We start from the raw sequence: 25,407 nt of genomic DNA, 5'->3' as shown, positions 1-25,407 counted from the left end.
GGGGCGCACCGAAGGGTGCGCCCCCTGCCGCGTCGTTGCGGGCGAGCCGCGGTCAGCGCTCCACAGGGACGTCCGGGCGCGCGGTGGTGCCGGGTACGGCCGTGCCGGGGGGCGGCAGTTCGCCGTCCACCAGATACCGGTCCACATAGGCGTCCAGCTCTTTGTTCCCCGCCAGTGCGTACACCTCGTGGTCGCCCGAGTCCGCGACGGTGAGCAGCCGGTGGCCGAGCAGCTCCGCCATCGCCACGCCGCCGTCGTAGTGGTCCATGGGGTCGCCGTCGGCCTGCACCACCAGCCCGGCCGGGTAGCCGTCGCGCTTCGGCACCACCGGCTCCTCGGGCGCGGTGAAGGTGCGGAACGCGCCCACCCAGGGCTGTGCCCGCAGCACGCCGTAGCCGTAGGGGAAGCGCTCGCGGAAGTCGCGCATGTCCTGGTAGTAGACCTCGAGGTCGGCCGGCCAGGAATGCTCCAGGGTGATCGCCTCCAGGACGCCGATGCGCAGGTCCCCCTCGCTGTCGGCGGGCCGCCAGACGCCCTGCTCGGCGAGCAGCCCCCGGGCTGCCTCCGGGTCGGTCACCGGGCCCAGGTCGCCGACCAGCTGAGCGAGTTCCGCCCACCGGCCGCGGTCGCCCGCCCGGGTGCCCACCGCGCCGTCGAAGAGCGTCCGCAGGTGGATTCCTCCGGACAGCGCCTCCAGCCGGGCCACCACCACCTCGACCGCGGTGAGCACCTGCTGCGGGTCGGTGCCCAGCGCAAAGCGGCCGGACCGGTCGGCCGTCCAGCGCGCCCACTGCTCCACATTGCGCCGCACCGCATCGCCCTGCTGGAGGAACTGCTCGCGCCAGGTCCAGTCCGGGCCCACGCAGGAGTCCAGCACGCTGCGGTCCAGCCCGCCGGGGAAGAGACTGCCGTACACGGCCCCCACATAGGCCCCGTAGGCGTAACCGACGAAGGAGAGCCGCTCCTCACCGAGCACCCCCCGGACCACGTCCATGTCCCGGGCGGTGTTGCGGGTGCTGATGTGGCGGCGCAGCTCGCCGCCCGCCCGCTCGCAGGCCAGCTCGCGCACCCGCATGTCCTCGGCGAGGCTCGCGAACGCCGAGTCCGGCGGCCGTGAGTCGAAGGCCGCCCGCGGGACGGTGACCTCGGCGTACAACCTGGTGGAGGCGCCGGTCCCGCGGGGGTCGAAGCCGATCAGGTCGTACACCTCGTGCACCGGGGTGCCGGCGAACTTCCCCGGCAGGTCCCGGCCCAGGCCCCAGTCGCCGCCCGGCCCGCCGTTGACGGAGAGCAGAATGCCCCGGCGCCGCGCCGGACCGGCGGCACGGCGGCGGCTGATCGCCAGGGTGAGCCGCTCGCCGCCCGGGTCGGCGTAGTCGCGCGGGACCTCGATGGTGGCGTACTCCACCGGCTGCCCGGCCTGGTCGACGCCCTGCGACCAGTCGGGCCGCTGGGTGTAGTACCCCTGCAGGTCGTCCTCTGTCGTCGTTCCCGGCCACATGTTGACCACCGCAAGACCTCCTTAGCCGTCAGGCGGCCAGCGTCTCGCCGTCGGCTCGAGCGGACCTGGAAGCCCTCCGGACCGGCACCGCAAGGGCGGCGAGCAGCCCGGCTGCCGCGCAGAACGCGGCTCCGGTCAGGGCCAGGCCGTAGCCGGCGGCCAGCGCATGCCGGGCTGCCCCGTCGGCGCGGACCACGGCGGTGCCGCCGCGGCCGGCCGCCAGGGTGGCCAGGACCACCAGGCCGAGTGCGCTGCCCAGCTGCCGGGTGGTGTTCAGCAGTCCGGAGGCCAGGCCGGCCTGGTGGGCGGGCAGGTCGGCGATGGCGGCGTTGGTGGTGGCGTTGAGCACCGTGCCCATGCCCAGGCCCAGCAGCAGCAGCGGCCCCAGCACATCAGCGGCATAGCCGGAGTGCTCGTCCAGCCGGCCCAGCCACAGCAGGCCCAGGGTGGCCAGGGTCAGTCCGCCCAGCAGCACCGGACGGGGACCGATCCTGGGCACCAGCGAGGAGATCCCCCAGCCGCCGAGTGCCAGCCCCAGCGAGAGCGGCAGGTAGCTCAGGCCGGTGCGCAGCGGGCTGTAGCCCAGCACCTGCTGGAGGACCAGGGTGAGGAAGTAGAAGGTGGAGAAGAGCGCGGCGATGCCGAAGAAGGCGACCAGGTTGGCGGCGCGCATCGACCGATGGCGGAAGACCTCCAGCGGAACCAGCGGCCGCCGGGCGAACCGTGCCTGGATCAGCAGGAAGAGCGTCAGCAGCGCGGCCCCCGCCACCAGCGACCCCAGCACCCGCACCGACCCCCAGCCGTATGTGTGGGACTCGGCGATGCCGTACACGGTGGCCATCAGGCCCAGGGTCACCGTCAGCGCCCCGGGGACGTCCAGCGATCCGCGGTCGCCATGCCGGCGGGACTCGGGCACCACCAGCGCGACGCCGACCAGCAGCGCCAGCCCGATGGGGACGTTGACCAGCAGGATCCACCGCCAGGAGAACCACTGGGTGATCAGCCCTCCGGCCAGTACGCCGATCGCTCCGGCGGCGCCCGACACCGCGCTCCACCACCCGAACGCCCTTGCCCGGGCGCCGGGTTCGGTGAAGGTGGTGGCGAGTACGGTCAGCGTGGCCGGGGTCATGACCGCCGCCCCCAGGCCCTGGAAGGCACGCGCGGCCACCAGGGTCGCGGGTCCGCCGGCCGCTCCGCCCACGCTGCTGGCCAGGGTGAACAGGGTCACCCCGGCAAGGAAGACCCGCCGCTGCCCGTAGAGGTCGGCCAGCCGTCCACCGAGCAGCAGGAAGCCGCAGACCGCGATGGTGTAGGCGCTGTTCACCCACTGCAGCCCGGGGCCGAACGCCAGCTCGCGGTCGATCGCGGGGAGGGCCACATTCACCACGGAGGCATCCAGCACGTTCATGAACTGGCCCAGGCAGCACGCGGCCAGCACAAGTCCGAGCCGGCGGGTCCCGGTGCCGGGGTGGGCGGGGGCGGACGCGGTCCGCAGTATCTGAGCACTCATGGGCGTGACGCTGGTCCGCCCGGGTGGACGGCCGCTCGCGGACCGCTGGGGTCGACGCCGCCGGGGCCCGCCGTATCCAGGACCGCTCCAGGGTGTCGCTAGGCCGCGTTGCCACAGTCCCTGTCGTTCGAGCCGGCTGACGTTCCAGAAGGAGGGGGCCATGGCCAGGATCACCTACAAGCACCCGAACGGCACCGAGACCGTTCTTGAGGTACCGGCGCCCAACACCGTCATGCGCGGCGCGAAGATCAACAACCTTGAGGGCATCGAGGCCCAGTGCGGCGGCTCCGCCCAGTGCGGCACCTGCCATGTCTACATCGACGAGGCCTGCACGGTGCGGCTGCCGGAGATGGCCGACGACGAGGACGAGGTGCTCTACGGCACCGCCAGCCCCCGCCGGGACAGCAGCCGGCTCAGCTGCCAGCTCCAGATCTCCGACGCGCTGGACGGCCTCGTGGTCCACCTCCCGGAGCGGCAGTCCTGATGGCGGCCCGGTCGGTCGTGATCGTCGGCGCGGGACAGGCCGGTTCCGAGACCGCGGCGGCGCTGCGCAGTCGCGGCTTCGACGGCCGCATCACCCTGGTCGGCGAGGAGCCCTGGCTGCCCTATCAGCGGCCGCCGCTGTCCAAGGCCTACCAGACGGGGACGGTGGGGCAGGAGGAACTGGAGCTGCGCCCGGCGTCGTTCTACTCCGACCAGCGGATCGAGCTGCTGCGCGGAGACCGCGCGGTGAAGATCGACCGCGAGCTGTGCACACTGCTGCTCGACTCCGGTCGCACGCTGCCGTACGACACCCTGGTGCTGGCCACCGGCGCCCGCCCCCGCGCACTGCCCGTGCCCGGTGCCCAGCGGCCCGGTGTGCTCGTCCTGCGCGGCCTGGACGACGCCGAGGCGCTGCGGCAGCAGCTCGCCGGTGCGGAACGGCCGCTTCAGGTGGTGGTGGTGGGCGCCGGCTTCATCGGCCTGGAGGTCGCGGCCACCGCCCGGGAGCTGGGCCACTGCCCGACCGTGGTGGAGGCCCTGCCGCGAGTGCTGGCCCGCGCCGTCAGCCCCGTGATGTCCGACTGGCTGGCCGCCGAGCACCGCAGCCGGGGCACCGAGCTGCTGCTGCGCCGTGAGGTGGTCGCGCTGCACGGCGCGGGCACCGGCGACGGACCCGTGCAGGTGGTGGAGCTGGACGGCGGCACTCGGCTGCCCGCCGACCTGGTGGTGGTCGGCATCGGGGTGCTGCCCAATGTGGGGCTCGCGGTGGAGGCCGGCCTGAACGTCGGGGACGGCGTCCTGGTCGACGAGCAGCTGCGGACCAGTGACCCGGCGATCCACGCCGTCGGCGACTGCGCCCGGTTCCCCAGCGTGCACGCGGGCCGCCCGCTGCGGCTGGAGTCGGTGCAGAACGCCTCCGACCAGGCGCGCACCGTCGCCGCTGTGATCTGCGGTGAGCCCGCCCCGTACCGCGCGCTCCCCTGGTTCTGGTCGCAGCAGTTCACCCTGCGGCTGCAGATCGCCGGCATCACCGCCGGCCATGACGAGGCCGTGACCGCCGGCGACCCGGAGCAGGGGCGGTTCTCCGTCTTCTGCTTCCGGCGCGGACGCCTGGTGGGGGTGGAGTCGGTCAACCGGCCCGCCGACCACGGCATCGCCCGCCGGCTGCTGACCGCCGGCCCCGATCTCACTCCGGAGGAGGTCGCCGCTCCCGGCTTCGACCTCAAAAACCGTACAGCACAACCAGTCTGACGAGACGAAAGGTATGCCCATGCAAGAGCAGAGCGAACGGAACGAGACGGCGCCCAGTGTCGCCCCCGCCCGCCGCAGGGCCACCGCGCCCCGGGTCCTGGGCGGACTGCTGGCTCTGATGGCGCTGCTGGTCGGCTTCGGCTTCGGTGTCGCCCCGAGCAGAGCCTCGGCCGCACCCGAGAGAACGCTGACCGGGACCTGGGACCTCACCGTCACGGTGTGGGCCCCCCAGGGACCCTCGGTCACCACGCCGATCTTCCACTTCCACCCCGACCACACCCTCAACGCGGAGGGCCCGCCGGACGTCGACGGCGGACCGCTGTACGCGGCCACGGGCTTCTGGGACACCGACCCCAACGGCTCCTTCGTGATGTACATCACCCATGGAGGAGCAGCGGAGGGCGGCGCCATCCCCGGCATGGTCCAGGCCATCCACATGGGCAAGGTCCGCGGGCACCACCTCAGCAGCCACGCCGATGCCTTTGTGCTGGCCAACCCTGGTGACGCCAGCTACATAGGTCCGGTCACGGTGACCACCGTCGGCACCTGGGTCTCCGGCACCGACTGACCCGCGCCCACCTCCCACGCCCGTGTCCGCCCCTCCGGGGGCGGACACGGGCGTTTCCGGTCGCCCGCACCCCTGCGTGCCCGTGCCCGTGCCCGTGCGCGGACAGCGGCGCGGGGGTGCGGGGGTGCGGAATACACAGAGACGGCGGTGCGGGCCCGGGAGACCCGGGCCCGCACCGCCGTGGAGGCGTCTGCGACCTGCCGTCAGCTGCCCCAGGTGACCGGCAGACTGGTCAGGGTGTGGTTGATCTCGCCGATGTGCCAGGGAAGCTCGGAGGCGGGCACCGCCAGCCGCAGATCGGGGAACCGCTGCACCAGGCCCTCCAGGGCCAGCTGCATCTCCAGCCGGCCCAGGCTCTTGCCGAGGCAGTGGTGGATGCCGTGGCCGAAGGAGATGTGCGGGTTGTGGCCGCGGGTGACGTCCAGCCGGTCGGGCTCCTCGAAGACCGCGTCGTCCCGGTTGGCCGAGGCCAGAGCGATCACCACGGCGTCACCCGCCGAGATCTTCGCCCCGCCGAGCTCCAGGTCCTCGATGGCGACCCGGGGGAAGCCCGTGGTGTCGGTGGCGAAGAGGTTGACGTGGCGCAGCAGTTCCTCGACCGCCACCGGGATCCGTTCGGGCTGCTCCACCAGCAGGTCCCACTGGTCCCGGTGGTCCGAGACCAGTGCCAGCACCGAGTTGGCGAGCTGGTTGGCCGTGGTGTCGAAGCCGGCGCCGATCAGGGTGAAGCCGAAGGTCACCAGCTCCTGCTCGCTCAGCCGGTCGTTGTCGTCGCGGGCCGCGATCAGCTCCGACAGCATGTCGTCGGTGGGCTTGGCGCGCTTGTCCGCGACCAGGCCCACGATGTACTCGCTGAGCTTGGCCAGGCCCTCCAACGAGGCGGCGCCACCGGCCCGGTCGTCCACCGTGGCGAAGGCCCGCGCCCAGCGCTCGAAGGTCTGCAGGTCCTGGCGCGGCACCCCGAGCAGCTCCCCGATGACGGTGAGCGGCAGCGGCAGCGCCAGCTGCTGCACCAGGTCGACGGTCGGCCCCTTCTCGGCCATCTCGTCCAGCAGCTCGTCGACCACCGCTTTGATCCGTGGCCGCATCTGCTCCACCCGGCGGACGGTGAAGGCGCCGGCCACCAGCTTGCGCAACCGGGAGTGCTCGACCGAGTCCATCGAGATGATCATTTCAGGGGTGGTGTGCATGGAGCCGCCGACCCGGGGAGCGGCTTCGCCGCACGCCGCCGCCCGGCTGATCCGCGGGTCGGCGAAGGCCTCACGGACGTCTTCGTACCGGGTCACGAGCCAGGTGTCGACACCTCCGGCGGTGGGGACCTTCACCACCGACTGAGGGCACCGGCGCAGCTCGGCGTACTGCGGTGCGGGTCCTTGGTAGGAGGACCCGGGGAACGGGAACACGTCTGTCTCATGGGGAGCAGGCAAGAGGCACCTCCGATATCGCCGCCACCGGGGGTGGGGGGCGCGGACGCTGCACCCACCCGGCCGGGCCAGGGGGGCTGCCGGCCACGGTCACCCAGCACCGTAGGAACAGCGGCTGGAGCAAGGGTCGCCCTCGTCTGGAGCGGCCGTTCCCACCCGCCGGCCGTCGCCGAGCCGCCGAGGCCGCGGAGGATGTGGGGGCGACCCCGCGCACGGTTCGGTCAGCCCGGGTGGTGACTGCCCCTCGAAGTCGACGTCGAGCCCGGTGATGAGCGAGGCGAGCCACTCGATGCTGTCGGGGGCGTGCGCACGCCGGTCCGGTGTCGTGCCGGGGCAGCCGTTCGATGGCGGCGTGCAGGGAGGCGACCCGTCATCCGCCGGGTTGTGACCGTTCGCGGCTTCACCGGCTCATACGACCCGCGGGACAGCAGCGCCTGGACCGAGCGGTTCGGCCGCCGGCTTCAGGAGGGGCGCGTAGTCTTCCCGCACACCGTGGTCGAAGGGGGGCCGGGTCGGGCGCCGCCCGCCCTCGTCTCCCTGGAGAAGGGTGACTTCACCGGCACCGTGCCGGTGAGGCTGTCCGACAACCGGCCGAGGACCAGAGGCGGCCGACGCACCCGGCATCGCGCCGGGCGCCGCCCGCCGACGACGAGAAGGGGCCGGCATGTCCGTGCTCTCCCGCCAGGTGCTCAACCGGACCCTGCTGCTGCGGCAGCACCTGCTGACACGTGGCCGCCACAGCGCCCAGGAGATGATCGGGCATCTGGTCGCCCTCCAGGGACAGGAGTGCAACGCGCCCTACGTGGGGCTGTGGACCCGGATCGCGGATTTCGAGCATGCGGACCTCACGGCCCTGCTGCACGGACGCAGCGTGGTACGTGGTGCACTGCTGCGCACCACGCAGCACCTCACCGCCGCAGAGGACTTCAGCCTGCTGCGGCCGCTGGTCCAGCCTGTGCTCGACCGCGCACCGCGACAGGGCTTCGGCAAGGAGATCGCCGGACTGGATCCGACAGCCGTCGCCGACGCCGCCCGGGACCTGCTCGCAGGCCGGACTCTCACCCGTCCGCAGCTGGGCCGGCTGCTTGCCGAGCGCTTCCCCGGCCGCAGCGCCGGCGCGCTCGGCGGAACCGCGCACTTCCTGGTCGCCCTGCTGCATCCACCGCCCAGCGGCATCTGGGGCGCATGGGGCAACCGAAGCACCGTCCCCTGCGTTCTGGCCGAGGAATGGACCGGCCGCCCTCTGCAGGAGTCACCCCGGGCGGAGACCATGGTCCGCCGCTATCTGGCCGCCTTCGGGCCGGCCGGCGTCAAGGACCTCCAGGCGTGGTGCGGCCTCACCCGGCTGGGCGAGCTGGTCGACCGTATGCGGCCGCAGCTCCGGGTCTTCCACGACGAGCGGGGCCGGGAGCTCTTCGACATCCCCGACGGGCTGCTCGCCGCCCCCGACCTGCCTGCCCCGGTCCGGTTCCTGCCGCCCTTCGACAATCTCGTGCTCGGCCATGCCGACCGCAGCCGGGTGATCGACGACCAGGACCGCAAACAGGTCATGCCCGGCCTGTCCGCGGTCCGGCCCACCTTCCTGGTCGACGGCTTCGTCCAGGGCACCTGGGCGATCAAGGGGTCGACACTGCTGCTCACGCCGTTCCGGCCGCTGTCGGAGCCGGACGCCGCGGCGGTCATGGAGGAGGCGGAGCGACTGCTCGCCTTCCTCGTCCCCGACCGTACGGCGGCCGGCCCGGCCTTCGCCTGACGGAAACCCTAGGACTCCGGGCCGAGCAGCACCGCCGAGTAGTTCTTCCGGGCCGCGGTGTCGTACTGCAGGGCGACATGGCTGGCCGCCGAGGTGATGTCCCGCCAGAAGCGCTGCAGGGCATGGCTCTCGCCGAGACCACCGGTGCCGGCACTGCGGACCAGCAGACCCACCGCCTCGGTGGCGGCCTCGGCGGCGAAGGTGGCATTGCGCTCGTTGCGGGCCATGTGCTCGGGCGTGAAGAGCCGTCCGTCCAGCACCGCGGCGTTGTCGGCGACCAGGTGCCGGGCCGCGTCTATCCGGCCCGAGGCCCGCACCACGGCCAGCTCGGCGGCCTGGGTGCGCCGCCTGCCGCGGAGCGCGTCGGCGGTCGCCGCCAGGGCACCGACCGCCGCGCCGACCACCGGCGCGATGAAGGTCAGCCCGCCGACGGCCTGGAACGGCACATTGTGCGCGGAGACCCCCGAGGTGGCGTTGCGGCCCGACAGCATGTCCGCCCGGTCGAAGGACAGGTGCCCGGGCACCAGCTGGTCCTCCACCACCACGGTGTGGCTGCCGGTTGCCCGCATCCCGATGCTGTCCCAGGTCTCCACAACGGTGCAGGAACCCTTGGGCAGGGCGAAGAAGCGCAGCTGAGGCGGGCCCTCCGGAGCCCCGGCCACCGCCGCGCAGACCAGCGCCCAGTCGGCGAAGTCGATCCCGCTCACATAGCTCCACCGCCCGTTCAGCCGCCAGCCGCCGTCGACCGCGGCGGCCCGGCCGGCCGGCATCAGCGCGGTCGCCACCACCACGTCCGGGCTCACGCCCCAGATCGCACGGTGGCCCTCGGCGGGCAGATGGGAGGCGAACCGGGCGGAGAAGGCGCTGAGCGAGGCGCACCACGCGGTGGCCGGGCAAGCGGCACCGACCCTGACGACCGCCCGGGTCAGCTCGTCGAAGCCGCCCTCGGCGCCGCCGAAGACCGCGGCGACGAAGTGCCGTGCGAAGCCGGCCTTCCGTACTGCGTCGACGACCTCGGAGTCGAGCCTGCGGGTGGCGTCCGCCTCGGCGGCGTGCCGGGCGGCGAGCGCCGCCACCTGCTCCGCGGCCTCGGCCAGTCCGCTGTCCCGTATGCCGGTGTCCAGCGACCCGGTCTCCTGTTGCATGACGGCAGGCATCCTGTTGACCTCCTGTGATGTCGGGCCTCCGGTGGCCCGAAGGAGCGTGACGGGTGTCGCTCGAAGGGCGCTGCACCACTGCTGGACACCCTGGCCGCGCACCCCTCGGCGGGCGCGGGCAACCACACGGCCGGTCCCTCGCCGCGGACGTCGATCCTGACGCCGGGCCGGCCGCCGCCCCGGGGCATCCGCACCCCGTACCGCAGATGCGCCGAAGGGCCCGCGCCGTACCGCGCGGGCCCTTCGGGAGACTGCTCAGAGCGCCTTGGCGAAGCGCTCCAGGGTCTCGCCCGGGCTCGGGCCGTCCAGCGCCCGGAAGATGCCCTGCGCGCCCTCACCGTGCTTGTGCAGCTTGACGTGCGCCAGCTCCACCCGGGTGGTGTTCTCGTCGACCGCGATGAACTCCACCTCGATCTCGCTCGCCCGCTCGTCGTCGGGGATCGACTGCCAGTGGCCGTCGATCCGCCAGGTCATCGAGAGCCGGTACGGCGGCTCCCAGGTCAGCACCCGGCCCCAGGCGATCTCGGTGCCGTCGACGTCCCACTCGTAGTAGCGGCCGCCGACGCCGGGCTCGAAGGCCAGGCCGGCGCGCTCCTTCTTCACCAGGATGTGGGACGGCGGCCACCAGTCCGCGGGGCGCTCGGTGAACACCGTGAAGCAGTGCTCGGGCGTGCCCGCCACGGTCACCGACTTCCGTACGTCCGGGATCGACTGCTCGGGCATGGCCCCTCCTCGCTGCTCGCTGACCGGCACACCCTGGCCCCGCGGCCTCGACACCGCGTCGAGGCGCCCTGGAACGCCCCCGGATCCAGCCGGAGTCCAGAACCGCGCAAGGTCCGAGGCGCACGGTCGTCGCCGTTCATGCCAGGGCACACACGCTCGACGGGAGAGCCTGATGACAGACACGGGACGACGGATCGCCTTCGTCACCGGCGCCACCAGCGGGATCGGCCTTGCCGTGACCGAGCTGCTGGCCCGGCAGGGCATCGCGGTCTTCGGCGTGGCACGCGGCGCCGAGGACGTCGCCGCACTGGTGAAGCGGCTGCGCGAGGAGGGCCTGGAGGTCGACGGCACCACCGCCGACGTCTCCGACACCGGCCAGGTCAGCGCCGCGGTCGCCGCCGCGGTGGCGCGGTACGGACGGATCGACATCCTGGTCAACAACGCCGGCCGGGGCGGCGGCGGGGTGACCGCGGAGCTGGAGGAGTCGCTCTGGCTGGACGTCATCGACACCAACCTCAACAGTGTCTTCCGGGTCACCAAGGAGGTGCTGTCCACCGGAAGGATGCTGGCCAACGGCTGGGGCCGGGTCATCAGCATCGCCTCCACGGGCGGCAAGCAGGGCGTCGCGCTCGCCGCCCCCTACTCGGCGTCCAAGCACGGCGTGGTCGGCTTCACCAAGGCCGTGGGGATCGAGCTCGCCAAGACCGGCGTCACGGTGAACGCCGTGTGCCCCGGCTATGTGGAGACGCCCATGGCGCAGCGCGTCCGCCAGGGCTACGCCGGGCACTGGGGTGTCACCGAGCAGGACGTCCTGGAGAAGTTCGAGGCGAAGATCCCGCTGGGCCGCTACTCCACCCCCGAGGAGGTGGCCGGCCTGGTCGGCTACCTGGTCAGCGACACTGCCGCCTCGATCACCGCCCAGGCGCTCAATGTCTGCGGCGGGCTCGGCAACTACTGATGAGGCCGACCGGAGCGATCAGCCGAGAGATGGAGCCCGCACCATGACCGACACCGCCCAGGCCCTGCTCGCCGAGCCGGGTGCCGCCGACTTCCGCGCAGCGATGGGGGTCTTCCCCACCGGGGTCACCCTGCTGACCCAGGGCAGCGGCAACGAGGCCATCGTGATGACCCTCAACAGCCTGACCTCGGTCTCGCTGGAACCGCTGCTGCTGCTGGTCTCCGTCAAGAAGAGCGGGCGGATGCGCCCGCGGATCGCGGCCGCCGGCAGCTTCGCGGTCAGCGTGCTCGCCGAGGAGCAGCAGGACCTCTCCACCGAGTTCGCCCGCCCCGACCGCCCCGAGGGCGGCATCGCCATGCAGCGGCTGCGCGCCGTCGAGGGCGTCACCGGCAACGCCGTGGTGCCCAGCGCGGCGGCCGGGTTCGAGTGCCTGCTGGAGGAGCAGGTGGAGGCCGGCGACCATGTGCTGCTCATCGGCCGGGTCGTCGCGCTCCACCACGGACCCGCCGACGCCCGCCCGCTGCTCTTCCACCGCGGCCGCTATGCCCGTCTGCCCTACGTCCGGGAGGCGGCGTGACCACCGCAGCACCCCCGCAGACCCGGCTGCGGCCGGTCGCCGACGGCGTGTACGCCTTTGAGCAGCCGCCCGGCGGCTGGTGCCTCAACAACGCGGGTCTGGTCGCCGACGGCGGCCGGTCCGTGCTGATCGACACCGCCGCGACCGAGGCGCGGGCCCGCCGGCTGCGCGCCGAGGTGGAGCGGATCGCCCCCGGCGGCCCGGACATCGTGGTCAACACCCATTTCCACGGCGACCATGTCTTCGGCAACTCGCACTTCACCCCGCGGGCCACCGTGGTCGCGGCCGAGGGCACCCGCTCCGACATGGCGGAGTCCGGCCTCGGCCTGTGCAGCCTGTGGCCGGGCGTGGAGTGGGGCGAGACCGTACTGGCGCTGCCCGACCTCACCTTCCGCGACCGGCTCACCCTGCGGACCGGCGGGCTGACCGTCGAGCTGCTCCAGGTGGGTCCGGCGCACACCGCCGACGACACGGTGGCCTGGGTACCGGAGCGCAAGGTGCTGTTCACCGGGGACGTGGCCTGGTCCGGCGTCACCCCCTATGTGCTGATGGGCTCGGTCAGCGGCTCGCTGCGGGCACTCCAGCAGCTCCGCGCCCTCGGCCCCGAGGTCGTCGTCGCCGGCCATGGCGCGGTGGGCGGCCCGGAGGTGCTGGACGCCACCGAGGCGTATCTGCGCTGGCTGCGCCGGCTCGCCGCGGAGGGCCTCGAAGCCGGCCGCACACCGCTGCAGACGGCCCGCGTCGCGGACCCGGGCCCGTACGGGGAATGGCTGGACGGCGAGCGCCTGGTGGGCAATCTGCACCGTGCCTGTGCGGAACTCCAGGGGCTGCCGCCGGGTGCCCGGCTCGATGTGGCGGCGTCGTTCAGGGAGATGGTCGAGTACCACGGAGGACTGCCGGACTGCCACGCCTGATCCGGTGGAGCGGAGAGGGAGAGGAGGAGGCGATGATCAACGCACCGAGGGAGTACATGCTCTGGGACGACAGCAGGGGCGCATGGCCCGCACTGCGGTTCCCCGGCGAGGACGACGACGCGGGCGAGGGCAACATCTGCCGCGGAATCGACTGACCGCCGCGGGCGGCACCGTACGTCCGGGGACGCGGGGAACCGCGCGAGCAGCCTTCTCCCGGGGGCCCCTCGCGCGGTTCCCCGCGCCCCTGGACGGTTCCCCGCGCCCCTGGATGGTTCACGGCCCGCCGGGCGGTGCACCCGGCCGGGACCGCAAGCGGCGGTGCGGCCGGGGTCCGCCCCGGCCGCACCGCCGTGTGCTCCCGCCCTCGGCGGGGTCAGAACTCCACCGGCAGATCGCGGTGGATCACCCGCTCCCGGGTCAGCAGCCGGCCGCCCCGCCGCACCAGGACGTCCTCCACCGTGAAGGTCGGCTCGAAGGTCAGCCGCCCCTCCCGGTCGGCCAGCGTGACCAGCGAGTAGTAGGAGACCCGCAGTTCGCCCTCCTCGGCGCCCTCGACCGGCTCGATCAGCAGGTGGTCGAACCAGTGCCGCACCGCGATGTCCCGGTAGCGCGGCTTGTTCCGGTACATCCCGGCCACCATCTCGGCCCGGCCCTCGGCACGTGCGCCATTGGCGTGCACCACCACGCCGTCCTCGGTGAAGGTGTCCGCGAAACCCTCGATGTCCAGGGCGTCCACCCGGCGCATCTGGCGGGCGTAGAACGTCCGCACCTCCGCGTAGAGGTCTCCGGTGACCTCGCTGCTCACTGACTGGACCGCCTGAGTCACGGCGACTCCCCTCGACGACTGCCGGCCACCCGGGCGGTGGCACGGATGCCCCCACCCTGCGGCCGCCGCCCACAGCCGCACTGGAGGCCGGGTCGTGGCGGCACCGGTGCGGCGGTCCACCAGGGCTCAAGGGACCGCTCGCATCCTCGCTGCTCCCCGGGCTCTCCCCGCCGGCGGAAGGAGGACGGACACATGCCCCCACTGCGACGGATCCGTGACGCCGTCATCCGCTACTGCCTCAGACCCCTGAGCCAGGGCCTGATGACGCTCGGCGGAATCGATCCATCTGGCGGCCAGACAGGCCGAGGCCCTGGACCGGTACCGGGAGCTGGGCTACGCCCCGCCGGTGCTGCCGCTGCCGTACGGGCCGCCGGCCGCACACCCCGAGCGGCTCTGCCCCGAACTGCCGCTCAGCAGCGAGGAACTGGCACTGCTGCGGCAGCTCGCACCCCAGGGCCGCCGCTGATGCACGCAACAGGAGGACGCAGATGACCATCATGGACGACAGCCCCGCGGCACTGCTCCTGGAGCACGAGGCCGAACTCGACCTCGCCACGCCCCCGGGCACCGCCGAGCGGGCCGCGGAGCTCGCAGAACTGCGCGCCGAGGTGCTGCGCGGTCCCGGTGAGCGGGCCACCGAGGCCCAGCACGCCAAAGGCAAGCTGACAGCCCGTGAGCGCCTCGACCTGCTCTTCGACCCTGGCACCTTCACCGAGGTCGAGGGGTTGCGGAGGCACCGGGCGACCGGCTTCGGACTGGAGCACAAGCGCCCCCACACCGACGGTGTGGTCACCGGCTGGGGTCTGGTGGACGGCCGTCAGGTCTTTGTCTACGCCCATGACTTCCGTATCTTCGGTGGGGCGCTGGGCGAGGCCCATGCCCAGAAGATCCAGAAGATCATGGACATGGCCGCCGCCACCGGCTGCCCCATCGTGGGCCTCTGCGACGGTGCGGGCGCCCGGATCCAGGAGGGCGTCACCGCGCTCGCCGGCTACGGCGGCATCTTCAGCCGGAACGTCCGCAACTCCGGGGTGATCCCGCAGATCTCGGTGATGCTGGGCCCCTGCGCGGGCGGCGCCGCCTACTCCCCGGCGCTCACCGACTTCGTGCTGATGGTGCGCGGCACCTCGCAGATGTTCATCACCGGCCCGGACGTGGTCCAGGCGGTCACCGGAGAGGCGATCAGCCAGAACGGACTGGGCGGCGCCGATGTGCACGCCTCCGTCTCCGGGGCGGCCCACGCCGCCTACGACGACGAGGAGAGCTGCCTGCTCGACCTGCGCTATCTGCTGTCGATGCTGCCCGCCAACAACCGGGAGATGCCGCCCGCCGAACCCGTCGCGGACCCGGTCGACCGGCGCTGCGAGGCGCTGCTCCAGCTGGTGCCGGCCGACCCCGGCCGCGCCTACGACATGCGGGCGGTCCTCCGTGAGATCACCGACGACGGCGAGTTCTTCGAGGTCCACGAGCAGTGGGCAGGCAATGTCCTCTGCGCACTGACCCGGCTCGGCGGACAGGTCGTGGGCATGGTGGCCAACCAGCCGTCCGTGCTGGCCGGAGTGCTGGACATCCACGCCTCCGAGAAGGCCGCCCGCTTCGTGCAGCTCTGCGACGCCTTCAACATCCCGCTGGTCACCCTGGTCGACGTACCCGGCTTCCTGCCCGGTGTGGACCAGGAGCACGGCGGCGTCATCCGGCACGGCGCCAAGCTGCTGTACGCATACTGCAACGCCACCGTGCCCCGGGTCTCGGTGGTGCTGCGCAAGGCCTACGGCGGCGCCTACATCGTCATGGACTCCCGCTCCATCGGCACCGACCTGGCACTGGCCTGGCCCACCAACGAGATCGCGGTGATGGGCGCCGAGGGCGCCGCCAATGTGGTCTTCCGCCGCCAGATCGCCGCCTCCGACGAGCCGGAGGTGACCCGGGAACAGCTGGTGAAGCAGTACAAGGACGAGCTGATGCACCCGTACTACGCCGCGGAGCGGGGCCTGGTGGACGATGTCATCGACCCTGCGGACACCCGGAGCCGGCTGATCGGCGCCCTGGCGATGCTGCGCACCAAGGCGGCTCCGCTGCCCAGCCGCAAGCACGGGAACCAGCCCCAGTGAGCGCGCCGGCGCCGGTGCTGTTCCGGGTCGAGCGGGGCAGTCCCACACCCGAGGAGCTGGCCGTGGTCGCCGCCGTGCTGCTGTCCCGCCCGCCGGCCGGGACCGGGCCGCTCACCGGCCCCCGGCGCGCCGCCTGGGCCACGACCTCCCGGGAGCCGGCGGGCTCCTGGTCCACCCCGACCCTGCCCAGCTGGCACCGTACGGCCTAGTCCGCGGGCCCCTGGAGCGGACCGCGGGCCCACGGTGATGCCGCCCAGGCATCCGTACCGCCGAACCGGGGCAGCCCCGCCCGGCCGGGCTCCGCCCGGGGTGCGGGGAAGCCGTGCGAGAGGCCCCCGCATCGACGGCGGGCCGCCCCCACACCCCGGCGGTGCGCCCGGCCGGGCGGGGCTGCCCCGGCGTTCCGGCCCGCGGGCGGTCAGCCGCCGACCGAGTCGCCCGCCTCCAGGCGGAAGCCCACTTTGACGCCGACCTGGTAGTGCTCGATCCGGCCGTTCTCGATGTGCCCCCGCACCTGGACCACCTCGAACCAGTCCAGGTGGCGCAGCGTCTCGGAGGCCCGGGCAACGGCGTTGCGTACGGCGGCGTCGACTCCCTCGTGCGAGGAGCCGACGATCTCGGTCACCCGGTAGGTGTGGTCGGGCATGGCGTGCTCCAGCGTCTCGTGCGGGTGCGGTCCGTCCACGGTCGCGCACGGGGGCCCGGCCCGCGAGGCCGGTGGGCCGGTCGGGCGGCAGCGACGGCGGCGGGTTTGGCCGCCGCCCGGAGGGGCACCGCCAGCGGCCGAGGCACAGGGCTGCACAGGCCGACGAGGAGAGGAACGCACATGCGGATCGGGATCATCGGGGCCGGGCACATCGGTGGCACGCTGGCTCGGCAGTTCGTCCGGATCGGGCACGACGTGGTGATCAGCAACTCCCGGGGGCCGGAGACCCTGCGGGAGCTGGTGGCGGAGGTGGGCGGCGGCGCCCGGGCGGTGACCGCCGAGGAGGCGGTGGCCTTCGGCCAGGTGGTGGTGGTCGCCATTCCCTACGGGCGCTACCGGGAGCTGCCGACCGGGGGCCTGGAGGGCAAGGTCGTGGTCGACACCTGCAACTACTACCCGGAGCGCGACGGCAACGACCCGGAGCTCGACTCCGGAGTGGTCACCTCCAGCGAGCGGATCCGGGACCATCTGGGCGACGCCGACCTGGTCAAGGCGTTCAACGCGATCTTCTGGGAGAACCTGCGGGACCGCGGCCGCCCCAAAGGCGACCCCGACCGGCTGGGCATCCCGCTCTCCGGTGCCGACGAGGAGGCCAAGGCCGTGGTGGCCGGGCTGATCCGGGACATGGGCTTCGACCCGGTGGACGCCGGGTTCCTGCGGCAGGGCGGCCGCAAGCACCAGCCCGGCACCAAGGTCTACGGCGTCGAGCTGTCGGCCGACGAGATCGCGGCACTGCTGCGGGTCGCCGACCGCACCCACCCCGACACCGCGGCCCGCGGGGGTCAGACCCCGGCGAAGCCCAGCAGGGTGCCCGCCCCGTAGGTGACGGCCATCGCCAGACCGCCGCCGGCCATGGTGCGCAGTACGGCCGGCCGCGGCCGGGCTCCGCCCATCCTGGCGCTGGCCCAGCCGCAGGCGGCCAGTGCCGCCAGTACCGAGGCGACGGTGATCCACAGCCGGGTGGCGGGGGGCGGCAGCACGATCGCCAGCAGCGGCAGCAGCGCCCCGGCGGTGAACGCCGCGAAGCTGGCCAGGGCGGCGTGCCAGGGGTCGGTGAGTTCGTCCGGGTCGATGCCCAGCTCCGTCTCGGCGTGGGCGCCCAAGGCGTCGTGCGTGGTCAGCTGGATCGCCACGGCCCGGGCCAGCTCCGGGGTGAGGCCCTTGGCCCGGTACATCGCGGTCAGTTCCGCCAGCTCCGCCTCGGGCTCCTGGAGCAGTTCCCGGCGCTCCACAGCGAGCGCGGCCCGCTCGGAGTCGCGCTGGGTGCTCACCGACACATACTCCCCGGCGGCCATCGACAGCGAACCGGCGAGCAGCCCGGCCAGGCCCGCGGTGAGCAGCGCGGAGCGCGAGTCGGTGGCGCCGGCGACGCCGACCACCAGCCCGGCGGTGGAGACCACCCCGTCGTTGGCGCCGAGGACGGCGGCCCGCAGCCAGTTCAGCCGGGTGCCGAGGCCGCCCGCCTGGTGCGGTTCGGTGTGCTCGGGCGGCGGATCTTGGGGCGGCTGGTCCACCGTACGAGTGTGCACCGGCGACGTCCGGCGACGGGGGCGGCCTGCCGGGCCGGGTGGCACTCCGCTCGATCCGCGCACAAGTGATCCCGGTCACTCTCCGGTGGTACGCCCCGGCGGTCCTTCCGGTACGGGACCGATCCGGGCGGCATTCGGCCGTTCGCGTGCCCACCGGTGGATCGCTCCCTTCACCGGGGCAGTCTTCTGTACGCTGCACGCTCAGTACAGGACGCCGTCGGGTGCCGCGGACGCACCGCGAGCCCGGGCCGGCGGAACCACCGTCACCGGTCCGGTCGTCCCGTACGACACCGAGAAGGAGCACGACCATGGCCTCCGTCACCGCCGACACCTCCTGCTGCCGACTCTGCCCGCCGGGTGGGGGCACGGTGGTGGCCAGGTACCCCGGTGACGCGCCCGCGGCCAAGGCGTCCGCCCGTGCCCACCAGGAGGCGCAGCTCACCGGGCTGCCGCACCATGACCACTACGACCCGGCGCTGGACGCCTTCGTTGTGGTCCGGCACGACTCGGGGGGTGTGGACGCGCTGTCCGTGGCGGAGATCCCGGGGCAGGCCGCCGCGCCAGGCGCGGCGGACGTCTCCGAGGCCGCCTGACCTCCGGCCCCGCTCCGGGGCGCAGCCGCAGCAGACGCAACCGAGGGGGCGCACCGGTGATCCGGTGCGCCCCCTCGTTGTGCCGTGCTTCTCAGCGTGGTGCGGCAGGGTTGTAGAAGAAGTCGTCGAGGTTGCCGTTGCCCTGGAGCGCGGTGAGCTTGCCGGAGTGGCCCGCCGCGGCCGAGGTGTTGTTCTGGCTGGAGCCCCGGGTGCCGGTCGCGGTCTGCTGTGAGCCGTTGGCGTTGCCGTGGACCCGGCCGACCAGGTTGCCGGAGCCGGTGCTGACCACGACGCTGCCGTTCGAGGACCTGCCGGTGTGCGAGGAGCCTGCGGCCTGGGCGGTGCCCACGCCGGCGACGGCGAAGGCGGCGAGGACGGCGAGCGCTGTGAGTGCGCGGATGCGGGACACGCGATCTCCCTCTGCTGTGACGGTGGTGGTCGATGACCGGCGGGCCGGGTGGCTGCCCCGGTTCCCGCCGCTTCCGGCGTCGCACCACCAGCGTTCACCACGGAGCCGCCCAGGAACCGTGCACCGGGTGGCAATTCCCTCGATAGCGTCACAAGCTGCTCCCAAAACCCCTATGGACCACCTTTTCTGACGCGGCGTCCGACTGTGGACCGGATCTTCGGCCCCGTCCCCGGCCGGTCCCGAATCCGCTGGTCACCCGCTTGTCGTACTGGCACACTGTGGCCCCATGTCCCAGGGCCTGCGTGCCACCGAGGTGGACCTCGGTGGCCTTGTCACGGTGCTTGCGTCGCACCTGTACTCCACCCCGCTGGTCGCCCTGCGCGAACTCGTGCAGAACGGCCACGACTCCATCACCCGCCGCCGTCTGGAGGACCCGGAACGGCGCAGCGGCGGACGGATCACCGTCCGCGGTGACACCGTCCGCGGCACCGTCTCCGTGGAGGACGACGGCGCCGGGCTCACCGAGCCCGAGATCCACGCCTACCTCGCGACCGTGGGCACCGGCTACACCCGGCTGCTGCGCGAGGTCACCGGCAGCGACGAGCTGATCGGCGCGTTCGGCCTGGGCTTCCTCTCCGCCTTCGCCGTCGCCGACGAGGTCACCGTCACCACCACCTCGCACCGCGAGCCCGGCCGGGGCCACCGCTACCGCTCCGTCGGCGGTGAGCAGTACAGCGTCGAGCCCGTCCCGGCCCGCACCACCGGCACCCTGGTCGAGCTGCGGCTGAAGGCCGAGCACGCCCGGATCGCCGACGAGGAGGTGCTGCGCGACGTCCTCACCCGCTACTGCGTCCTGCTGCCCGTCGCGGTCCATCTCGGCGACGAGCCCGAACCGCTCAACGCGGTGCCCGTCCCCTGGCGCGCCGACCCCGTGCCCGAGGACCTCCACACCGCCAGGATGGGGTTCGCCGCCCGCTTCGGCCGCCGTTTCGAGCCGCTGGCCGCCTTCCCGGCCGCGCCGCGCGGCGACTCCGACGCCACGGGCCTGCTCTGGGTCCAGGACGGCGCCACCTACGGCTCCAGCGACAACCGGGACCTGGCCGTCTATCTGCGCGGCATGCTGCTCTGCGAGGACGCCCGCGACCTGCTGCCCCGCTGGGCGGGATTCATCGGCGGCGTCGTGGAGTCCACCCGCCTCACCCCCACCGCCAGCCGCGAGGACCTCCAGCGCGACGACCACTACCGGGCCGTGCAGTCCGCCCTCGCCGACGCCATCGTCGACGGCCTCTACGAGACCGCCAGACTGCATCCCGCCGCCTGGCGCCGGATCCTGGCCCGCCACGGCCAGGAGCTGCTGGGCGCCGCCCTCTGCGACGACCGGCTGTTCACCCTGCTCGCCGACGACGTGCCCGTCCCCACCTCCCAGGGCGACCTCACCGCGGGTGCGCTGCGCGCCGCCGGCGGGGGCACCCTGCACATCGCCCTGGGCTCCTCCGGCGGCTTCGAGGAGATGCTCTACCGCGCCATGCAGCTGCCGATCGCCCGCGGCGACCGGTACGCCGTGCTGCCCTTCCTGCGCCGCTACGGGCAGCTGCGCGGCTGCCGGGTGGTCGAGCTGGGCAGCGAGGACGGCAACCGGGCGCTCTTCCGCGACGCCGGCCGGCCGCTCGCCGCCGACGAGACGGCCTGGCTCTCCGCGGCCCTCGCCGACGACGGCGAGCAGCTCACCCCGGCCCGCTTCGCCCCCGCCGAACTGCCGCTGGTGCTGGTCCCGGACCGGGAGGCCGAGCTGAAGCAGCGGATCGAGGACGACCGCGCCGACGCCCGGATCCCCGGCGCCGCACTGCGCCTCGCCCGGGCCTTCACCGCCCGCACCGACGGCACGGTCACGGCCAGGCTCTACCTCAACCTGGACAGCCCGGCCGTACGGCATCTGCTGGACGCCTACCGCGACGGCCACCCGGGCACCTCGACCGCGGCGGGGCTGCTGCGCTCCATGAAGGTGATCATGACCGCGGCCTCGGGGGAGAGCCGCGGCGACCTCACCGCGGCGCTCGCCGGCCTCGGCGACGCCGTCGCGGCGCTCACCGCCACCGGCACGGCCACGGCCACCGCTACCGGCACCGGCACGGCCACCACCACCGGCAACAACCTGGGGGACGCCACCGTATGAGCAGCACCGACATCTGGGCCTGGGTCCGCGACACCCACGGCGAACTGGTCGACGCCGGGCACCACCGCCTCGCCCAGGCCGTGGTCGACGTGCCCGGCCACGCCAGCGACGGACGCAACGCCCAGCTGGACGCCGCCTACCCCGAGGCACTGGCCGCGGCCCGCGCCCTGGGCCTGCCCTGGGTGGAGGTCTATCTGCGCCACTGGCGGCTGCAGAACCTGCTCAACAAGCGCCAGCAGGGCGAGTCCGCCCTCACCGAAGCGGTCTCCCTGCTGGAGTTCGCCCACCGCGAGGAGACCGCGGGCTGCCCCCAGTCGGTCTGCACCGTGCAGGACTTCGCCATCTGCCACGCCCGTATCGACGGCCCCGGCTATGTCGCCGAGCGGATCGCCGTACTGGACGAGACGCTGGAGCGGATCGAGCCGAGCCGGGCCTGCTACGACTGCCTGTCCCGGGAGTACTCCGACGCCCTGGAGGACGACGGCCGCCCCGCCGACGCCCTGGCACACCTGGACGACGCCGCCGCGCGGATGCTCGCCGCCGGCCACCGCACCTCGCTCAACTTCGGCCTCGCCCGGGCCGGTTCGCTCCATCTGCTGGGCCGCTACGAGGAGGTCCTCACTGCGGTCGACGAGGCCCAGCAGGCCTACCTCGCCCGCGGTCTGGAACTGGACGACGACGACCGCCGCTCCCTGGCCCTGGCCCGCGCCCGCGCCCTGGCCGCCCTCGGCCGCGCCGACGACGCGGTGGCCCAGCTGCCCTCCGCCGAGGACGCCGAGGAGTACGCCGACCTGCGCGCCCGCTGGGCCGACACCATGGAACTCCTGGCCCGGCTGGACGCCGTGCCCAACGACGCACGGCTGGGCGCCAGGCTCGCCCGCTGGGCCGGCTACCTCGACGGCGTCGGCTCCCACCGCCCCTGCCTGGACCTGGTCCTGGTGGCCGGGCGGCTCGCGGTCGCCCGAGGCGCCCGCACCGTGGCCCGGGCGCTTGCCGACACCGCCGAGCGCAAACTGGCCGTGCTGCGCCGCACCGACGGCGTCGCCGAGCAGGTCGCCGGGCTGCGCAGCGCCGCCGACGCGCTGCCGCCCGCCCGGCTGCCGGTCCCCGCCGAGCAGCTGCCGGCATGGCTCGTCGAACGCGGTGAGCAGCCGCAGGGTGATCCGGCCGCCCCCGGCGGGACGCTCCACACCGTCCACGACGTGGAGGCCGACCTCGACCTGATGGCGGCCGCCGCCGAGCAGTGCCCGGCCTCCGGCGAACTCGCGGGTCTCGCTGGCCAATCTGCTGGGCGCTCTCGGACTGGCCCGCTCCGCAGCCGATCTGATGTGGAGTCACCTCGATGCCGACCCGGACGACGAGTACCTGCCCGGGGTGCTCGCCGCCGCGCTGATCGAGGCCGGGGACGGCGACGGCGTACGCCGCCTCGCCGACCGCCTCACCGCGGCCGGACGGCCCGCCGACGCCGCCTGGACCCGCGCCCGCTGGGCCGAGGCGGAGGGCCGCTGGAGCGATGTCGCCGAGGAGTGCGCGTCGATCATCGCCGCGGACCCCACCCGCATCAACACCCGCCGCCTGTGGGCCCGCGCCGCCGCCGAACTCGGCGACCACGCCGCCGTCCAGCGGCTCTACGAGGAGATCCTGCGGCACGCCCTGCCCGATGCGGACGCCACCCCCGAGGAGGCGCACCGCACCGTCCAGGGCTCCGACCTGTGGGGCCTGGTGGTCGCCGCCACCGCCAACCGCGACTGGGCGGCGGTGCGGGCCGCAGCGGGCCGGCTCGGCATGGAGTTCGACACCGCCGAGGGCCCGATCGACGAGGAGTGGCAGGTGGTGACCGTCCGCGCCGTCACCGCCGGCGGCTCCCACGTCGACCTCCCCGCCATCCGCACCGGGCCCGCCACCGCCCGCATCGTGCCGGTCACCGGCGACGACGTCCCCGTCAACCACGGCGACACCGTGGTCTTCGAGCCCAGCCTGCTGGAACCCCGGCCGGAGTCGGAGGAGGAGCTGAGCAACTGGCGCCCCCTCTTCGGCATGGTCACCCTGCTCGACCCGGCCGGGTTCACCACCTACTGGATCGACGGGGCCCGCCCCGGGCAGGAGGCCTGGATCACACTCCGCGACACCCTGCGGGAGCAGGGCTACGGGGTGTGGGTCTACAGCGGCGACGGCTACCGGGTCACCGATCCGGCCGGCGGCGAGCCGCTGCCCGGCGTCTATGCGGCCGTCGGCGTACCGCCCAGATCCTCCGCCGCCGAGGCCGACAGCCTCCTCGCCCGCCTCACCGCCGCCTGGCCGCACCCCCTCGCCTGGGTCGACCTCGCCAAGGCCGCCGGTCAGGACCCTGCCCCGCACCTCGCCACCGTCGAGCGCTACGGCCTCTGACCCCGTCGGCTCCACCTGCCCGCAGGGCCCCGCCCCCGGCGCGCCCTGCGGGCGGGCAGGCGGGCCGCGCCGGGCCCTGCGGGACATGTGCATCAGCGCCGGTGATCAGGCAGAGTGGGGGAAGAGTTCACTACCGGTGACCGCGTGCCCGCCGGGCCCGCCCGCCGGAGCGTCAAGGAGCAGGCAGTGCCGGAGGCGGCGGACCGGGCGGACCGGGAGGGCCGGAAGATCCAGGAAGCGGACCAGGAGCTGGAGCAGGAGCGCGGCGGCGAGCCCCCGCACCCTTCCGAGGCGCCCCCCACCGCGGGCCTGCTGGGCCCCGTCGACGAGCCGACCCTGTCCAGCGGCGACGACTGGCGGACCGTCGGCTACACCCCGCCCTCCGGGATACCGGTGCACTCCCTGCAGGTCGGCGCCCCCGGGGCGGCCCCCTGGCCGGACCGGATGCGCACCCTGCTGCGCACCCCCATGTCCGAGCGCCCCGTCTTCGAGCGCACCCCGCACGAGGGCCGGCCCGAGGCCGCCGCCGGTCCCAATGTGCCGCGCGTGCTCGACCTCAGCCTGCGCATCGGCGAGCTGCTGCTGGCCAGCGGCGAGAGCGCGGAGGACGTCGAGGCCGCCATGCTGGGCGTGACCCACGCCTACGGCCTGGACCGGTGCGAGCCGCAGGTCACCTTCATCATGATCTCCATCTCCTACCAGCCCTCGCTGGTGGACGCCCCGATCACCGCCGACCGCACAGTTCGCCGCCGCGTCTCCGACTACACCCGGCTGGCCGCCGTCTACCGCCTGGTCGCCGACATCACGGCGGAGCGCGCCGGGGTCAACGACGCCTACCGCCGCCTCGCCGAGATCCGCCGCAACCGCCACCCCTACCCCGGCTGGCTGCTCTCGCTCTGCGCCGGCGGCCTGGCCGGAGCCGCGTCGCTGCTGGTCGGCGGACAACTGGACGCCAGGGCCTGGCTGGTCTTCGCCGCCGCGTCCACCGCGGCCCTGCTCGGCGACCGGCTCGCCTGGCTGGTCGCCAGCCGTGGGCTGCCGGAGTTCTACCAGTTCGTGGTGGCCGCCATGCCGGCCGCCGGCATGGGCGTCTTCCTCGCACTGGTCGGTCCGGGCACCGGGCTGCGCGGGTCGGTGGTGATCACCGGTGGACTGTTCGCGCTGCTGCCCGGCCGGGCCCTGGTCTCCGCCGTGCAGGACGGCCTCACCGGCTTCTACATCACCGCCGCCGCCCGATTGCTCGAAGTCCTCTATCTGGTGGCCGGCATCATCACCGGCGTCCTGCTGGTGCTCTATGTCGGGGTGCGGTTCGGCGCCCAGCTGCGGCCCGAGCAGAGCCTGCTCCAGCACAGCTACCCGCCGCTGCAGCTGCTGGCGGCGATGCTGCTCACCCTGGCGTTCGCGGTGATGCTGCAGAGCCACCGCCGCAGCCTGCTGCTGGTCACCCTGAACGGCGGCATCGGATGGGCGGTGTACGGGGCGCTCACCACGGACGTCGGAGTGTCCCCGGTGGTCGCCACCGGGGCGGCGGCCGGCCTGGTCGGCCTCTTCGGCCAGCTCGCATCCCGCTACCGCTACGCCTCCGCGCTGCCCTATGTCACCGCGGCGCTGGGACCGCTGCTGCCCGGCTCGGCGATCTATCTGGGCATGCTCTCGGTGGCCCAGGGCGACGCCTCCGACGGGCTGGTCGCCGTCAGCCGGGCCGCGGCCCTGGCCCTGGCCCTCGCGGTCGGGGTGAACCTGGGCGGTGAGGTGGCCCGGCTGTTCATGCGGCTGCCGGTCGGCGTGGGTGCGGGCACCGCCGCCGGGCAGCGTCCGGCGGCCAAGCGCACCCGTGGTTTCTGAGGTGGGCC

25 protein-coding genes are annotated in these 25,407 nt (G+C 73.7%); 16 read left to right on the top strand and 9 right to left on the bottom strand.

Annotated features, from left to right (window positions below; genetic code table 11):
• Window positions 1-52 precede the first annotated feature (52 nt).
• A complete protein-coding gene (locus AB0761_RS17725; protein WP_377274184.1) occupies window positions 53-1,501 on the bottom strand; it encodes an alpha/beta hydrolase in 1,449 nt (482 codons plus the stop codon).
• Window positions 1,502-1,529: 28 nt separating this feature from the next.
• The gene (locus AB0761_RS17720; RefSeq protein ID WP_377270012.1) at window positions 1,530-3,011 is read right to left on the bottom strand and encodes an MFS transporter; all 1,482 of its coding nucleotides are present in this window, start codon (window positions 3,009-3,011) and stop codon (window positions 1,530-1,532) included.
• A 160-nt stretch (window positions 3,012-3,171) separates the two neighbouring features.
• Between AB0761_RS17720 and AB0761_RS17715 the strand changes: the two genes are divergently transcribed.
• Genes AB0761_RS17715 through AB0761_RS17705 form a run of 3 tightly spaced genes read left to right on the top strand, consistent with a single transcriptional unit; the run spans window position 3,172 to window position 5,313 of the window.
• Complete coding sequence (locus AB0761_RS17715; RefSeq protein WP_377270011.1) at window positions 3,172-3,495, top strand: 2Fe-2S iron-sulfur cluster-binding protein; 324 nt, start codon at window positions 3,172-3,174, stop codon at window positions 3,493-3,495.
• The gene (locus tag AB0761_RS17710) at window positions 3,495-4,745 is read left to right on the top strand and encodes an NAD(P)/FAD-dependent oxidoreductase (protein WP_377270010.1); all 1,251 of its coding nucleotides are present in this window, start codon (window positions 3,495-3,497) and stop codon (window positions 4,743-4,745) included. Before AB0761_RS17715 ends, AB0761_RS17710 begins: the two co-directional genes overlap by 1 nt.
• Window positions 4,746-4,764: 19 nt before the next feature.
• Complete coding sequence (locus AB0761_RS17705) at window positions 4,765-5,313, top strand: hypothetical protein (RefSeq protein WP_377270009.1); 549 nt, start codon at window positions 4,765-4,767, stop codon at window positions 5,311-5,313.
• Window positions 5,314-5,516: 203 nt separating this feature from the next.
• On the opposite strand, the gene AB0761_RS17700 is transcribed toward AB0761_RS17705, so the two are convergent.
• Window positions 5,517-6,716: a cytochrome P450 gene (locus AB0761_RS17700; protein ID WP_377270008.1), complete on the bottom strand. Its 1,200-nt coding sequence runs from the start codon at window positions 6,714-6,716 to the stop codon at window positions 5,517-5,519.
• Between the two features lie 685 nt (window positions 6,717-7,401).
• On the opposite strand from AB0761_RS17700, the gene AB0761_RS17695 reads away from it, so the two are divergent.
• Window positions 7,402-8,490, top strand: coding sequence for a winged helix DNA-binding domain-containing protein (locus tag AB0761_RS17695; protein WP_377270007.1), 1,089 nt, complete (start codon window positions 7,402-7,404; stop codon window positions 8,488-8,490).
• 8 nt (window positions 8,491-8,498) lie between these two features.
• Here AB0761_RS17695 and AB0761_RS17690 read toward each other — a convergent pair whose 3' ends face one another.
• A complete protein-coding gene (locus tag AB0761_RS17690) occupies window positions 8,499-9,635 on the bottom strand; it encodes a hydrolase (protein WP_377270006.1) in 1,137 nt (378 codons plus the stop codon).
• A 267-nt stretch (window positions 9,636-9,902) separates the two neighbouring features.
• Window positions 9,903-10,370 carry an SRPBCC family protein gene (locus tag AB0761_RS17685; protein WP_377270005.1) on the bottom strand — a complete coding sequence of 156 codons (468 nt, stop codon included), beginning with the start codon at window positions 10,368-10,370 and terminating at the stop codon, window positions 9,903-9,905.
• Window positions 10,371-10,542: 172 nt separating this feature from the next.
• Here AB0761_RS17685 and AB0761_RS17680 point away from each other — a divergent pair, with 172 nt between their 5' ends.
• The 4 genes from AB0761_RS17680 to AB0761_RS17665 are packed head-to-tail and all read left to right on the top strand — an operon-like array spanning window position 10,543 to window position 12,974.
• Window positions 10,543-11,328, top strand: a complete 786-nt coding sequence (locus AB0761_RS17680; protein ID WP_377270004.1) for an SDR family NAD(P)-dependent oxidoreductase — start codon at window positions 10,543-10,545, stop codon at window positions 11,326-11,328.
• Window positions 11,329-11,371: 43 nt separating this feature from the next.
• Complete coding sequence (locus tag AB0761_RS17675; RefSeq protein WP_377270003.1) at window positions 11,372-11,905, top strand: flavin reductase family protein; 534 nt, start codon at window positions 11,372-11,374, stop codon at window positions 11,903-11,905.
• Window positions 11,902-12,819 carry an MBL fold metallo-hydrolase gene (locus AB0761_RS17670; protein ID WP_377270002.1) on the top strand — a complete coding sequence of 306 codons (918 nt, stop codon included), beginning with the start codon at window positions 11,902-11,904 and terminating at the stop codon, window positions 12,817-12,819. The genes AB0761_RS17675 and AB0761_RS17670 overlap by 4 nt, the downstream gene beginning before the upstream one ends.
• 32 nt (window positions 12,820-12,851) lie before the next feature.
• Window positions 12,852-12,974 (top strand): hypothetical protein, encoded by a 123-nt coding sequence (locus AB0761_RS17665; RefSeq protein ID WP_377270001.1) that lies wholly within the window; start codon window positions 12,852-12,854, stop codon window positions 12,972-12,974.
• Between the two features lie 218 nt (window positions 12,975-13,192).
• Here AB0761_RS17665 and AB0761_RS17660 read toward each other — a convergent pair whose 3' ends face one another.
• Window positions 13,193-13,645: a nuclear transport factor 2 family protein gene (locus AB0761_RS17660; RefSeq protein ID WP_377270000.1), complete on the bottom strand. Its 453-nt coding sequence runs from the start codon at window positions 13,643-13,645 to the stop codon at window positions 13,193-13,195.
• Window positions 13,646-13,991: 346 nt separating this feature from the next.
• On the opposite strand from AB0761_RS17660, the gene AB0761_RS17655 reads away from it, so the two are divergent.
• The 3 genes from AB0761_RS17655 to AB0761_RS17645 are packed head-to-tail and all read left to right on the top strand — an operon-like array spanning window position 13,992 to window position 15,965.
• Entirely contained in the window at window positions 13,992-14,111 is a 120-nt protein-coding gene (locus tag AB0761_RS17655) for a DUF6059 family protein (protein WP_377269999.1), read from the top strand.
• A gap of 22 nt (window positions 14,112-14,133) precedes the next feature.
• A complete protein-coding gene (locus tag AB0761_RS17650; RefSeq protein WP_377269998.1) occupies window positions 14,134-15,756 on the top strand; it encodes an acyl-CoA carboxylase subunit beta in 1,623 nt (540 codons plus the stop codon).
• Entirely contained in the window at window positions 15,753-15,965 is a 213-nt protein-coding gene (locus AB0761_RS17645; RefSeq protein WP_377269997.1) for an acyl-CoA carboxylase subunit epsilon, read from the top strand. The genes AB0761_RS17650 and AB0761_RS17645 overlap by 4 nt, the downstream gene beginning before the upstream one ends.
• Before the next feature lie 209 nt (window positions 15,966-16,174).
• On the opposite strand, the gene AB0761_RS17640 is transcribed toward AB0761_RS17645, so the two are convergent.
• Window positions 16,175-16,402: a dodecin gene (locus AB0761_RS17640; RefSeq protein ID WP_377274183.1), complete on the bottom strand. Its 228-nt coding sequence runs from the start codon at window positions 16,400-16,402 to the stop codon at window positions 16,175-16,177.
• Between the two features lie 180 nt (window positions 16,403-16,582).
• Here AB0761_RS17640 and AB0761_RS17635 point away from each other — a divergent pair, with 180 nt between their 5' ends.
• Window positions 16,583-17,284: an NADPH-dependent F420 reductase gene (locus AB0761_RS17635; RefSeq protein WP_377269996.1), complete on the top strand. Its 702-nt coding sequence runs from the start codon at window positions 16,583-16,585 to the stop codon at window positions 17,282-17,284.
• On the opposite strand, the gene AB0761_RS17630 is transcribed toward AB0761_RS17635, so the two are convergent.
• Window positions 17,245-17,976 (bottom strand): VIT family protein, encoded by a 732-nt coding sequence (locus AB0761_RS17630; protein WP_377269995.1) that lies wholly within the window; start codon window positions 17,974-17,976, stop codon window positions 17,245-17,247. The two genes, AB0761_RS17635 and AB0761_RS17630, sit on opposite strands and share 40 nt — an antisense overlap.
• Before the next feature lie 323 nt (window positions 17,977-18,299).
• Here AB0761_RS17630 and AB0761_RS17625 point away from each other — a divergent pair, with 323 nt between their 5' ends.
• Window positions 18,300-18,584: a hypothetical protein gene (locus AB0761_RS17625; protein WP_377269994.1), complete on the top strand. Its 285-nt coding sequence runs from the start codon at window positions 18,300-18,302 to the stop codon at window positions 18,582-18,584.
• 91 nt (window positions 18,585-18,675) lie between these two features.
• Here AB0761_RS17625 and AB0761_RS17620 read toward each other — a convergent pair whose 3' ends face one another.
• Window positions 18,676-18,993, bottom strand: coding sequence for a hypothetical protein (locus tag AB0761_RS17620; protein ID WP_377269993.1), 318 nt, complete (start codon window positions 18,991-18,993; stop codon window positions 18,676-18,678).
• A gap of 286 nt (window positions 18,994-19,279) precedes the next feature.
• Here AB0761_RS17620 and AB0761_RS17615 point away from each other — a divergent pair, with 286 nt between their 5' ends.
• From AB0761_RS17615 to AB0761_RS17605, 3 genes are all read left to right on the top strand, one after another.
• Window positions 19,280-21,166, top strand: coding sequence for an ATP-binding protein (locus tag AB0761_RS17615; RefSeq protein WP_377269992.1), 1,887 nt, complete (start codon window positions 19,280-19,282; stop codon window positions 21,164-21,166).
• Between the two features lie 1,326 nt (window positions 21,167-22,492).
• Window positions 22,493-23,554 carry a tetratricopeptide repeat protein gene (locus tag AB0761_RS17610; RefSeq protein WP_377269991.1) on the top strand — a complete coding sequence of 354 codons (1,062 nt, stop codon included), beginning with the start codon at window positions 22,493-22,495 and terminating at the stop codon, window positions 23,552-23,554.
• A gap of 144 nt (window positions 23,555-23,698) precedes the next feature.
• On the top strand, window positions 23,699-25,399 hold the full coding sequence (locus AB0761_RS17605) for a threonine/serine exporter ThrE family protein (RefSeq protein ID WP_377269990.1): 1,701 nt from the start codon (window positions 23,699-23,701) through the stop codon (window positions 25,397-25,399).
• Window positions 25,400-25,407 lie beyond the last annotated feature (8 nt).

This window comes from Peterkaempfera podocarpi, assembly GCF_042466665.1.
GTDB lineage: Bacteria > Actinomycetota > Actinomycetes > Streptomycetales > Streptomycetaceae > Peterkaempfera > Peterkaempfera podocarpi.
Note: the sequence above shows the minus strand (reverse complement) of the source record. Positions and strands in the feature narration are given on the sequence as shown.

What these genes read in the sequence shown, in the direction of transcription:
- AB0761_RS17725 (WP_377274184.1), bottom strand. Translation starts at nt 1,501, where the DNA reads ATGTGGCCGGGAACGACGACAGAGGACGACCTGCAGGGGTACTACACC.
- AB0761_RS17720 (WP_377270012.1), bottom strand. Translation starts at nt 3,011, where the DNA reads ATGAGTGCTCAGATACTGCGGACCGCGTCCGCCCCCGCCCACCCCGGC.
- AB0761_RS17715 (WP_377270011.1), top strand. Translation starts at nt 3,172, where the DNA reads ATGGCCAGGATCACCTACAAGCACCCGAACGGCACCGAGACCGTTCTT.
- AB0761_RS17710 (WP_377270010.1), top strand. Translation starts at nt 3,495, where the DNA reads ATGGCGGCCCGGTCGGTCGTGATCGTCGGCGCGGGACAGGCCGGTTCC.
- AB0761_RS17705 (WP_377270009.1), top strand. Translation starts at nt 4,765, where the DNA reads ATGCAAGAGCAGAGCGAACGGAACGAGACGGCGCCCAGTGTCGCCCCC.
- AB0761_RS17695 (WP_377270007.1), top strand. Translation starts at nt 7,402, where the DNA reads ATGTCCGTGCTCTCCCGCCAGGTGCTCAACCGGACCCTGCTGCTGCGG.
- AB0761_RS17690 (WP_377270006.1), bottom strand. Translation starts at nt 9,635, where the DNA reads ATGCAACAGGAGACCGGGTCGCTGGACACCGGCATACGGGACAGCGGA.
- AB0761_RS17685 (WP_377270005.1), bottom strand. Translation starts at nt 10,370, where the DNA reads ATGCCCGAGCAGTCGATCCCGGACGTACGGAAGTCGGTGACCGTGGCG.
- AB0761_RS17680 (WP_377270004.1), top strand. Translation starts at nt 10,543, where the DNA reads ATGACAGACACGGGACGACGGATCGCCTTCGTCACCGGCGCCACCAGC.
- AB0761_RS17675 (WP_377270003.1), top strand. Translation starts at nt 11,372, where the DNA reads ATGACCGACACCGCCCAGGCCCTGCTCGCCGAGCCGGGTGCCGCCGAC.
- AB0761_RS17665 (WP_377270001.1), top strand. Translation starts at nt 12,852, where the DNA reads ATGATCAACGCACCGAGGGAGTACATGCTCTGGGACGACAGCAGGGGC.
- AB0761_RS17650 (WP_377269998.1), top strand. Translation starts at nt 14,134, where the DNA reads ATGACCATCATGGACGACAGCCCCGCGGCACTGCTCCTGGAGCACGAG.
- AB0761_RS17640 (WP_377274183.1), bottom strand. Translation starts at nt 16,402, where the DNA reads ATGCCCGACCACACCTACCGGGTGACCGAGATCGTCGGCTCCTCGCAC.
- AB0761_RS17635 (WP_377269996.1), top strand. Translation starts at nt 16,583, where the DNA reads ATGCGGATCGGGATCATCGGGGCCGGGCACATCGGTGGCACGCTGGCT.
- AB0761_RS17625 (WP_377269994.1), top strand. Translation starts at nt 18,300, where the DNA reads ATGGCCTCCGTCACCGCCGACACCTCCTGCTGCCGACTCTGCCCGCCG.
- AB0761_RS17615 (WP_377269992.1), top strand. Translation starts at nt 19,280, where the DNA reads ATGTCCCAGGGCCTGCGTGCCACCGAGGTGGACCTCGGTGGCCTTGTC.
- AB0761_RS17610 (WP_377269991.1), top strand. Translation starts at nt 22,493, where the DNA reads ATGTGGAGTCACCTCGATGCCGACCCGGACGACGAGTACCTGCCCGGG.